Below are 10309 nucleotides of genomic sequence, written 5' to 3' on the forward strand. Positions count from 1 at the left end.
TATCTTATTAATTACTGTAAAAGAGCGTACAAAAGAAATTGGAATTAGGAGAGCTTTAGGAGCAAAACCTTGGGAAATTAAACGTCAAATTATTTTAGAGTCGGTATTTTTAACAAGTATTGCTGGTGCTTTAGGTATTATTTTTGGAGGTTTAGTACTAATGATAATAGATGCATTATTTGGAAAAGGAGAAGAATCTGCATTATTAAATCCAACAGTAGATATACCCGTAATTTTAATTGCTGCTGCAACCTTAATAGTTTTAGGTACATTAATAGGGTTAATTCCTGCACATACAGCTGTAAGTATAAGACCAATAGAAGCATTAAGAGAAGAATAAAAATTAAAAGAAAAATTAAAAGAAAAAATAAACTGAAAATCAACACTAATGAAAAAAACATTAATTTTTGGATCAATAGGAGTAGCATTAATAGCTGTTTTACTATGGTTTGGAGCAAAGAATAGTAAATCTCCAATTCAATATGAAACAGAGAAACCATTTAAAACTAATATTGTTAGAAAAACGGTAGCAACTGGTAAAGTTGTTCCATTAGAAGAAGCCGAAATTAAGCCTAAAGTTTCTGGAATTATTGAGAAAATTTATGTAGAGGAAGGAGCCCATGTAAATATAGGCGATTTAATTGCCACAATTAGAGTAGTTCCTAATGTACAATCGCTAAATAGCGCTCAAGGAAATGTGAAAAATGCGCAATTGCGTTATGATAATTCTAAAATATTATATGACAGAAATAAAGGTCTTTTTGAAAAAGGTGTAATTTCTCGTCAAGAATTTGAAACTGCTGAATTAAATTTTAACAGTGCAAAACAAGATTTAAATAACTCAAGAAATAATTTACAAATTATTCAAAAAGGTTCAGCCGCAGGGATGGGAAAAACGGCAAATACATTTGTGAAGGCTGAAATTTCTGGAACTATTTTAGAAATACCTGTGCGTAAAGGAAACCAAGTAATTGAAAGCAATACCTTTAATGCAGGTACAACCATTGCAATAATTGCCGATATGACAAAAATGATTTTTGAAGGAAAAGTAGATGAAGCCGAAGTTGGTAAAATAAAAAATGGTACTATTTTAGAAATTTCGTTAGGAGCCATTGAAAAGAAAAAATATACAGCAAAATTAAACTTTATTGCTCCAAAAGGAACCGAAGAAAATGGAGCTGTTCAATTTAAAATTAAGGGAGATATTACTTTAGATGATGAATTTTTTGTAAGAGCAGGTTATAGTGCAAATGCTGATATAGTTTTAGAAAAAAAAGATAGTGTCCTTTCAATTAAAGAAGCGCTATTACAATTTGATAAAAAAACAGAGATACCTTATGTAGAAGTTAAAATAGGAGATCAGGAATTTGAAAAGCGAGATGTTGAGTTAGGTATTTCAGATGGTATAAATGTTGAAATTCTTTCGGGAGTTACTATAGAAGATGAAATTAAAATTTGGAATAAAACTTCTAAAAGTGACGATGAAGAAAATAATAATAATGGTAGAAGAAGAAGAAATTAACATTTAATAAAAATTTATGAGCGTTTTAATTTATTTTAAAACGCTTTTTTTATATCTTTATACTGCAACAAAAATACTTATTGAAATTATTTAGAAATCAAAAAAAATTATGACTTTTGTCAGTATAAAATTAGCGTAAAAATAAGAACTTTATAGTATAAATTTAAAAACGGAAACAGGATATGGAAAGTCAGTTAGTAGTCTTAAGTGATCTCAATTTTAACTTAGATGTTTGGAAAAGAGAGTTGAAGTTTCAGGAAAGTGAAATGGATTATTTTGAAGAAAAATTAGAACATATTGCAATACGTAACCTTGGAAGCGAAGTTATGGTTCAATTAGAAGGTTTTCAAAATAAAATAATTCGGGAACGTGAGGTTATGGGGCATTTAAGACATAAGATTAGAATGAAAAAGAGAGAATTAGCACAATCAAAATTTGAAAATAATGTTGAAGTTGCATTTCAAGAAAAACAAATAATGTTAAAAGATGAAATGGCAACATTTGTAAAAATGCATTATCAGTTGAAAGAAAAGATGATGGATTTTTTCTTAAAGTTTCTATAAAAAATAGAGCCGCAATTTGCGGCTCTATTTTTTTTATTTAAATTGTTTAGAAATAATTTCTGCTTTTCTGGATTCAGAATAATCATAAAAGCCTTCACCAGATTTTATTCCAAGCTTACCAGCTTGTACCATATTTACCAATAAAGGGCAAGGTGCGTATTTTGGATTTTTAAACCCATCGTACATTACGTTTAAAATTGATAAACATACATCTAAACCAATAAAATCAGCTAATTGAAAAGGTCCCATAGGATGCGCCATACCTAATTTCATTACGGTATCAATTTCATAAACACCAGCAACACCATTATATAAAGTTTCAATGGCTTCATTTAGCATTGGCATTAAAATACGGTTGGCTACAAAACCAGGGTAATCATTTACTTCAACAGGAACTTTTTTTAAGTTTTTAGAAAGTTCCATAATGGTTGCTGTTACTTGGTTAGAAGTATTATAACCTCTAATAATTTCAACCAATTTCATAATTGGAACAGGATTCATAAAATGCATTCCAATTACTTTATCGGGGCGATTTGTTACTGATGCAATTTTTGTAATTGAAATAGATGATGTGTTTGATGCTAAAATTGCATTTGTAGGAGCATCAGCATCAATTTGTTTAAAAATTTTAAGTTTTAAATCAACATTTTCTGTAGCAGCTTCAACAACTAAATCTGCATTTTTTACACCTTCAGAAATTGAAGTAAAAGTTTTAATATTATTTAAAGTTTGTAATTTATTGTCTTCTGTAATACGCTCTTTAGTAATTAAACGATCTAAATTTTTTGTAATAGTTGCTAAACCTTTGTTTAAAGCATCTTCAGAAATATCAATTAAATTAACGTTGTAATTGCTTTGGGCAAATACATGAGCTATTCCATTTCCCATTGTACCAGCACCAATAACGGCTATATTTTTCATAATTTATGGTTATAATGTTAATTTTCCTTTTAAATATGTAACTGCCTGTCCGCTCATTTTAACACGTTCATTTAAATATTCACATTTTAAAATACCTTTGCGTTTTGAAAGTTGAATTGTATTTAACTTCTTTTTATTTAATTTTTTAGCCCAGAACGGAATTAGTAAAGTATGAGCTGACCCAGTTACTGGATCTTCATTAATGCCAATTTTTGGAGCAAAAAATCTTGAAACAAAATCTACTGTTTTTCCTTTTGAAGTAACAATAATTCCATTTGATTCCAATTCAGAAAGTAAACTAAAATTAGGTTTTAAGTTTGAAATAATTTCTTCATTTTCAAGCTCAACTAAGAGTTTCCAAGTTCCTTGGTAGCATTTTAAAATTGTAGTGTTTAATGCTTTCTCTAAAATAGAAGGTATTTTAACTTCTTTAATTTCTTCCGAAGGGAAATTTAAGGTATACCAATCTTCATTTTTAGTAACTATTAATTTTCCACTTTTTGAGTTAAATTCTAATGTTTTTTTATCAAAGTTCAATTCAGTAAAAATAATATGAGCTGCTGCTAATGTTGCGTGACCACATAAATCTATTTCACAAGTAGGAGTAAACCACTTAATTTCGAAAATGTTGTTTTCTTTTACAAAGAAAACAGTTTCGGATAAATTATTTTCCTCTGCAATAGATTGCATTAAATCTTCTGAAATCCATTTTTTTAAAGGAATAACTGCAGCAGGATTTCCTTTAAATAATTGATTGTTAAAAGCATCTACTTGATAAATAGTCATTTTAAAAATCGTTAATAATTTGATGGGCTACCCTCAATGCTTCGGTACCTTGTTGTAAAGTTACAATTGGTTTGGTATTATTGGTAATTGCATCAGCAAATGTTTCTAATTCATCTAAAATAGCATTATTAGCTTCAATAGTAGGGTTTTCAAAATAGATTTGTTTTTTAATACCTTCAGCATTTTGTAAAATCATATCAAAATCACCTGGTTTTTTAGGGGCATCTTTCATTCTAACAACTTCTGTTGCTTTTTCGAAAAAATCTACAGCGATGTATGCATCTTTTTGAAAAAATCTAGATTTACGCATGTTTTTCAATGAAATTCTGCTTGCAGTTAAATTAGCAACACATCCATTTTCAAATTCAATACGAGCGTTTGCAATATCAGGTGTATCGCTAATTACAGAAACTCCACTTGCATTTATACTTTTTACTTTTGAATTAACAACACTTAAAATAATATCAATATCGTGTATCATTAAATCTAAAACTACAGGAACATCAGTTCCTCTAGGGTTAAATTCCGCCAAACGATGTGTTTCAATAAACATTGGATTAGTGATAGAATCTTTAACCGCTGTAAAAGCAGGATTAAAACGTTCTACATGACCCACTTGGCCTTTTACTTGGTTTTTTTTTGAAAGCTCAATTAAAGTATCTGCTTCTTCAACTGTTTTTGTAATTGGTTTTTCAATAAAAATATGTTTTCCTTTTTCAATAGCTTCTTTGGCACAATCAAAATGTGAAAGGGTAGGAGTTACAATGTCTACAACATCAACAGCATCAATTAATTCTTGTATAGAATCAAAAGTTTTGTACCCAAATTCTGCTGAAACTTTTTCGGCATTTTCTTTTATTGGATCGTAGAAGCCTATTAAATTGTATTTTGTAGATTGATTTAATAATTTTAAATGAATTTTACCAAGATGTCCGGCACCTAAAACTCCTGCTTTTAGCATCATAAGAATATTTTTTTTTAGATACACAAAAGTAAGCATCTTTAAGCATTTATTCCTATTTTTAGTAACTCAAATTTTAATAATTAGTGAAGGATACACACAAACATCAAGGTCTTAGAAATCAATTAGTAAAAACTATTGAAGAGAAAGGTATTCGTAATAAAAATGTGTTAAAAGCAATTGCTACAGTTCCTCGTCATTTATTTATGGATTCTGGGTTTGTAGATTTTGCTTACCAAGATAAAGCGTTTCCAATTGCTGCAGAACAAACAATTTCACAGCCTTATACGGTAGCTTTTCAAACGGAGTTATTAGAGGTAAAGCCAAATGATTCTATTTTAGAAATAGGTACAGGCTCGGGGTATCAAACTGCAGTTTTAATTGAAATGGGAGCAAAAGTTTATACAATTGAGCGTCAAAAAGAATTGTTTAAAAAAACAATCTTGTTTTTACCTAAAATTGGTTATAAATCAAAAAAAATGCTATTTGGTGATGGCTATAAAGGTTTACCAGAAAATGCACCTTTTGATGGAATTATTGTAACTGCAGGTGCACCATTTTTACCAAAAGCACTTTTAAGTCAGTTAAAAATAGGAGGTAGGCTTGTTATTCCAATTGGAGATACTGTACAAACTATGACTTTATACATTAGAACAAGCGAAAAAAATTTTGAAAAGCATGAATTAGGTACATTTAGATTTGTGCCAATGTTGAAGAAAAGAAATTAGGATTCTAATGTCTTATTTTTCAATTTTATACCAATATTGAGTTTTCCCTATAAATGCAATACCAATATAACCTCTAACTTTTAATTTGTTATTATTTTCTAAAGTAATATAGCATTTATATTCTTTTCCAGTTTTTGGATCTAAAATTTTAGCACCATTCCATTCATCTCCATCTTCAATTAAACCATTAATAATTTGCAATCCTTTTATTGGTTTATTTTTATTTGAGCCTTTACATTTTTCACAAACCTTATTTTCTTTTTCTTTCTCTAAGATTATTAAAACTTTAGCAAATGCTTTTCCACTAACTTCGTAAATTTCAACAATTGACTTTTCTTTTCCAGTTTCATCGTCAATAGTTTTCCATTTTCCAAAAATAGATTGAGAATAACTATTAAAACTTACAAGAAGTAGTATTAAATGAAAGAAAATTTTATGCATAAAAGTTAATCGTATTTTGCATCAAATTGCCCATTCCATTTATCTTGAACTTTTAATACTTGCTCAATTACATCGCGCACGCAACCAGCGCCTCCTTTTTTATGAGAAATATAAGTTGCTATTTCTTGTATTTCAGGAGCTGCATCTTTTGGGCAACAAGGTAAACCAACTTTTTTCATTACTGGATAGTCAGGAATATCATCTCCCATATACAAAATGTGTTCTGGTTGTATATTATGAAGTTTTATAAATTCATTAAATTGAATCATTTTATTTTGTGCACCTAAGTAAACATTCGTAATTCCTAAAACTTTAAACCGTTTTCTAACAGCTTCATTTGTTCCTCCAGAAATTATACAAACGTTATATCCAGCTTTTACAGCAGTTTTAAGCGCATACCCATCTTTAATATTCATATTTCTTACCATTTCTCCACCAGGGAAAATTGTAACTACTCCATTTGTAAGTACGCCATCAACATCAAAAATAAATGTGGTGATTTTTGGCATTATTTCTTTATAACTTTTTTCCATAAGTTTGAATGATAGATTGGGTTAGCAATGTATAAATTTCTTGTTGATTTTTCGTTAAAATATCTAAATGATCTTTAATGGTAGTAGTGTCGTTTCGTTTTGCCGGACCTGTTTGTGCAACAGAAGGTTTTAAAGTTTTAATTTTTTCTGAAGTTTCCTTAATTAGTGGTTGCAAAATTTCAAAAGGAATATTGTTTTTGTCACAAATATCATTACCAATATGGTATAAATGATTCACAAAATTATTTACAAAAACTGCAGCAACATGTAGGCTTTTACGCTGGTTAGAATTGATATGATATACTTTTTTAGATATTGATTTTGCTAAAGTTTCAAGTAATTCTAAATCCTTTTTAGTTGAAGCTTCAATACAAATTGGTATTTCTGAAAAATGAATGTTTTTAGCTGTAGAAAAAGTTTGTAGTGGATAAAAAACACCTTTGTTAGAAATTGATTTAATTTCAGTTATATTAACACTTCCAGATGTATGAACAACTAATTTATTTTTGAAATCTAGTTTTTTTGACAGCGGAGCTATAGCGTTATCTGAGACCGAAATTATATAAATATCGACATCTTTTAACTCTTTTAACTTGTTAGTAATTGAAATTTGTTTTTCTAAGTATTTTATATTTTTAATAGTTCTGTTGTAAACTTGAACTAAGTTAACAGATGTATTTTTTAACAATTGATTTGTTAAATGAAATGCTACATTACCACCGCCAAGTATTACAACTTTTATCATAGTACGAAGATACTTGAATTGCGTAATAAAAAAAAAGACTATCTAAAAAGTTAGTAAAATCATCATTCTTAGCTTGACTGGGAATCTCACCATGCTAATTTTTAGCAATTATGAGAACCTGAATCAAGTTCAGGATGACGTAAGTTTTACTTTTTAGATAGCCTCTTTTAACTATATATTTAAAATTTACATATTCTCTCTAATTGCAGCTTGCGCAGCAGCTAAACGTGCAATAGGTACTCTAAATGGAGAACAACTTACGTAATCCATACCAACTCTATGGCAAAATTCTACTGAACTTGGTTCGCCACCGTGCTCACCACAAATACCTACTTTTAGATTTGGATTTGTAGAACGACCTTTTGTAGTTCCCATTTCAACTAATTGTCCAATTCCTTCTTGATCCAATACTTGGAAAGGATCGGCTTTTAAAATACCTTTTTCAAGATAGATTGGTAAAAATTTACCTGCATCATCACGAGAATATCCGAATCCCATTTGAGTTAAGTCATTTGTACCAAAAGAGAAAAATTCAGCATGTTTTGCAATTTCGTCAGCAGTTAAACAAGCACGAGGAATTTCAATCATTGTACCAACTAAATAATCTATTCTATCTCCTTTTTCTGCAAATACTTTTTCTGCAATGTCTCTTACAATTTCTTCTTGTAATTCAAATTCTTTAACAGTTCCAATAAGTGGAATCATTATTTCAGGGAAAGTTTTAACACCTTCAGCTTTTAATTCCATGGCAGCTTCAATAATTGCTCTAGCTTGCATTTCGGTAATTTCAGGATATGTATTTCCTAATCTACAACCTCTATGACCCAACATAGGGTTAAATTCATGTAAATCGCTTACTTTTTGTTTGATTGCTTCAACAGTAATTCCCATTTCAGCAGCCATTTCTTTTTGATTTTCTTCTTCGTGAGGAACAAATTCATGTAATGGTGGATCTAATAAACGAACTGTTACTGGTAGCCCAGCCATTGCTGCAAATACACTTTTAAAATCTTTACGTTGAATAGGTAATAATTTATCTAATGCTTCTCTTCTTCCAGCTTCATCTTCAGCTAAAATCATTTCACGCATACGAACTAAACGTTCTCCTTCAAAGAACATATGTTCTGTTCTACAAAGTCCAATACCTTCAGCTCCAAATTCAACAGCTACTTTACATTCTCTTTCAGTTTCAGCGTTTGTTCTAACACCTAAGGTTCTGTATTTATCTGCCAATTTCATAATGTTACCAAAGTCACCACTTAATTCAGCATCAGTAGTTCCAATTTTACCATCATATACTTCACCAGTTGAACCATTTAAAGAAATCCAGTCACCTTCTCTAAATTCTTGACCATCTATGGTCATTACTCTAGTTTTATAGTTGACTTGAACAGTTCCTGCTCCAGAAACACAACATTTACCCATCCCACGAGCAACAACAGCAGCATGAGAGGTCATTCCTCCACGAGCAGTTAAAATTCCTTTAGCAATGTTCATTCCTTCTAAATCTTCAGGGGAAGTTTCTATACGCACAAGAATTGATACTGGATATTTATTTGCCTCGTCAGCAAAGAAAACAACTTGCCCGGTTGCAGCACCAGGAGAAGCAGGTAAGCCTTTAGCTAAAACTTTAGCAGCTTTTATTGCTTCACCATCAAAAACAGGGTGTAAAAGTTCATCTAGTTTAGCAGGCTCTTGCATCATAATTGCTTTTTTCTCATCAATTCTTTCTTCAGAAAGCAAGTCCATTGCAATTTTTACCATTGCAGCAGCAGTACGTTTACCATTACGAGTTTGTAACATCCAAAGTTTACCATCTTGAATGGTGAACTCTAAATCTTGCATATCATTATAATGTCTATCAAGAATAGCTTGAGTTTCGTGTAATTCTTTATAAATTACAGGCATAAGCTCTTCTAATGAAGGGAATTTAGTTTTTCTATCTTCTTCAGTTACATCAGCTAAAATAGCCCATCTTTTTGATCCTTCTAATGTAATTTGTTGTGGAGTTCTAACACCTGCAACAACATCTTCACCTTGTGCGTTGATTAAATACTCACCATTAAAAATATTTTCACCAGTTGCAGCATCTCTTGTAAAAGCAACACCTGTACCTGAGTTATCACCCATATTTCCATATACCATTGCTTGAACATTTACAGCAGTTCCCCATTCTTCAGGGATTTGGTTCATGCCTCTATAATAGATAGCTCTTGGATTCATCCAACTATCAAACACCGCTGTGATACTTCCCCAAAGTTGTTCCCAAGGATCTTCTGGAAAAGGTTTTCCTGTTTGTTTAGAACAAGCTGCTTTAAAATGGGCAACCATTTGTTTTAAATCTTCTACATCTAGATCTGTATCTAAAGCAACACCTTTTGCTTTTTTAGCATTATCTATAATTTCTTCAAATGGATCGTGATCTTCTTTTGAAATTGCTCCAACACCTAATACTACACCACCAAACATTTGTACAAAACGTCTGTATGAATCCCAAGCAAAACGAGCATTTCCAGTTTTTGCAATTAAACCTTCAATAGAATTATCATTCATACCAAGATTTAAAACTGTATCCATCATTCCTGGCATAGAAACTCTTGCTCCAGAACGAACTGAAAGTAAACAAGGATTTTCATTGCTACCAAATTTTGTTCCCATAAGATTTTCAACATTGGCAACAGCAGCTTCAACTTCATTTTTTAATAATGCTACTACTTGGTCTTTTCCTAATTTATTATATTCTGTGCAAACATCTGTAGTAATTGTAAAACCAGGAGGAACAGGAATTCCAATTGCACTCATTTCAGCTAAATTGGCTCCTTTACCACCTAATAGGTTTTTCATAGTAGTATTTCCATCAGCTGTTTTGCCTCCAAATTTATATACTCTTGTTTTGTCTGTTTGTTGCATCTCCATGGTTTATTTAACTTTTAGTTATATGTTAATTTTTTTAATTATTAAGGGCACAAATTTAAAGATTTTACTTCGATATTCGTATGATTTATATCATTGATTTTAAGCACGAAAACGTTTTAGTTTTAAAAATTTAGCTTTAAAATGTTAACTTAAAGGAAGTAGTATCTAAATAATTTTATTTTTTATTGTTTTA

The 10309-nt window shown here is 30.4% G+C and carries 11 protein-coding genes; 4 read left to right on the plus strand and 7 right to left on the minus strand.

What is annotated here, in order from left to right:
* The 3 genes from QM495_RS08230 to QM495_RS08240 all read left to right on the plus strand — a co-directional run.
* Positions 1–340, plus strand: a 340-nt coding sequence (locus QM495_RS08230; protein WP_408671628.1) for an ABC transporter permease, incomplete at its 5' end; no start/stop codon positions are given.
* A gap of 48 nt (positions 341–388) precedes the next feature.
* On the plus strand, positions 389–1522 hold the full coding sequence (locus QM495_RS08235) for an efflux RND transporter periplasmic adaptor subunit (RefSeq protein WP_408671629.1): 1134 nt from the start codon (positions 389–391) through the stop codon (positions 1520–1522).
* A gap of 182 nt (positions 1523–1704) precedes the next feature.
* Entirely contained in the window at positions 1705–2085 is a 381-nt protein-coding gene (locus QM495_RS08240) for a hypothetical protein (protein ID WP_408671630.1), read from the plus strand.
* 33 nt (positions 2086–2118) lie between these two features.
* Here the strand turns inward: QM495_RS08240 and QM495_RS08245 are convergent, their stop codons facing one another.
* The 3 genes from QM495_RS08245 to QM495_RS08255 are packed head-to-tail and all read right to left on the minus strand — an operon-like array spanning position 2119 to position 4753.
* Positions 2119–3006 carry a 3-hydroxyacyl-CoA dehydrogenase family protein gene (locus tag QM495_RS08245; RefSeq protein WP_408671631.1) on the minus strand — a complete coding sequence of 296 codons (888 nt, stop codon included), beginning with the start codon at positions 3004–3006 and terminating at the stop codon, positions 2119–2121.
* Between the two features lie 9 nt (positions 3007–3015).
* On the minus strand, positions 3016–3792 hold the full coding sequence (locus QM495_RS08250) for a PhzF family phenazine biosynthesis protein (protein WP_408671632.1): 777 nt from the start codon (positions 3790–3792) through the stop codon (positions 3016–3018).
* 1 nt (position 3793) lies between these two features.
* Positions 3794–4753, minus strand: a complete 960-nt coding sequence (locus tag QM495_RS08255; protein ID WP_408671656.1) for a Gfo/Idh/MocA family protein — start codon at positions 4751–4753, stop codon at positions 3794–3796.
* 86 nt (positions 4754–4839) lie between these two features.
* On the opposite strand from QM495_RS08255, the gene QM495_RS08260 reads away from it, so the two are divergent.
* Positions 4840–5481 (plus strand): protein-L-isoaspartate(D-aspartate) O-methyltransferase, encoded by a 642-nt coding sequence (locus QM495_RS08260; protein ID WP_408671633.1) that lies wholly within the window; start codon positions 4840–4842, stop codon positions 5479–5481.
* 12 nt (positions 5482–5493) lie between these two features.
* On the opposite strand, the gene QM495_RS08265 is transcribed toward QM495_RS08260, so the two are convergent.
* The 4 genes from QM495_RS08265 to ppdK all read right to left on the minus strand — a co-directional run bounded on the left by QM495_RS08265 (position 5494) and on the right by ppdK (position 10116).
* Entirely contained in the window at positions 5494–5922 is a 429-nt protein-coding gene (locus QM495_RS08265; protein ID WP_408671634.1) for a DUF2147 domain-containing protein, read from the minus strand.
* A 5-nt stretch (positions 5923–5927) separates the two neighbouring features.
* Entirely contained in the window at positions 5928–6455 is a 528-nt protein-coding gene (locus QM495_RS08270; protein WP_408671635.1) for a KdsC family phosphatase, read from the minus strand.
* Positions 6439–7200: a Rossmann-like and DUF2520 domain-containing protein gene (locus QM495_RS08275; protein WP_408671636.1), complete on the minus strand. Its 762-nt coding sequence runs from the start codon at positions 7198–7200 to the stop codon at positions 6439–6441. The genes QM495_RS08270 and QM495_RS08275 overlap by 17 nt, the downstream gene beginning before the upstream one ends.
* A gap of 186 nt (positions 7201–7386) precedes the next feature.
* A complete protein-coding gene (ppdK, locus tag QM495_RS08280) occupies positions 7387–10116 on the minus strand; it encodes a pyruvate, phosphate dikinase (RefSeq protein ID WP_408671637.1) in 2730 nt (909 codons plus the stop codon).
* Positions 10117–10309 lie beyond the last annotated feature (193 nt).

Source organism: Lutibacter sp. (assembly GCF_046055765.1).
Classification (GTDB): domain Bacteria; phylum Bacteroidota; class Bacteroidia; order Flavobacteriales; family Flavobacteriaceae; genus Lutibacter.

Excerpts from the sequence above, each read along its gene's own strand:
- QM495_RS08235 (WP_408671629.1), top strand. The coding sequence starts at position 389 with ATGAAAAAAACATTAATTTTTGGATCAATAGGAGTAGCATTAATAGCT.
- QM495_RS08240 (WP_408671630.1), top strand. The coding sequence starts at position 1,705 with ATGGAAAGTCAGTTAGTAGTCTTAAGTGATCTCAATTTTAACTTAGAT.
- QM495_RS08245 (WP_408671631.1), bottom strand. The coding sequence starts at position 3,006 with ATGAAAAATATAGCCGTTATTGGTGCTGGTACAATGGGAAATGGAATA.
- QM495_RS08250 (WP_408671632.1), bottom strand. The coding sequence starts at position 3,792 with ATGACTATTTATCAAGTAGATGCTTTTAACAATCAATTATTTAAAGGA.
- QM495_RS08255 (WP_408671656.1), bottom strand. The coding sequence starts at position 4,753 with ATGCTAAAAGCAGGAGTTTTAGGTGCCGGACATCTTGGTAAAATTCAT.
- QM495_RS08265 (WP_408671634.1), bottom strand. The coding sequence starts at position 5,922 with ATGCATAAAATTTTCTTTCATTTAATACTACTTCTTGTAAGTTTTAAT.
- QM495_RS08270 (WP_408671635.1), bottom strand. The coding sequence starts at position 6,455 with ATGGAAAAAAGTTATAAAGAAATAATGCCAAAAATCACCACATTTATT.
- QM495_RS08275 (WP_408671636.1), bottom strand. The coding sequence starts at position 7,200 with ATGATAAAAGTTGTAATACTTGGCGGTGGTAATGTAGCATTTCATTTA.
- ppdK (WP_408671637.1), bottom strand. The coding sequence starts at position 10,116 with ATGGAGATGCAACAAACAGACAAAACAAGAGTATATAAATTTGGAGGC.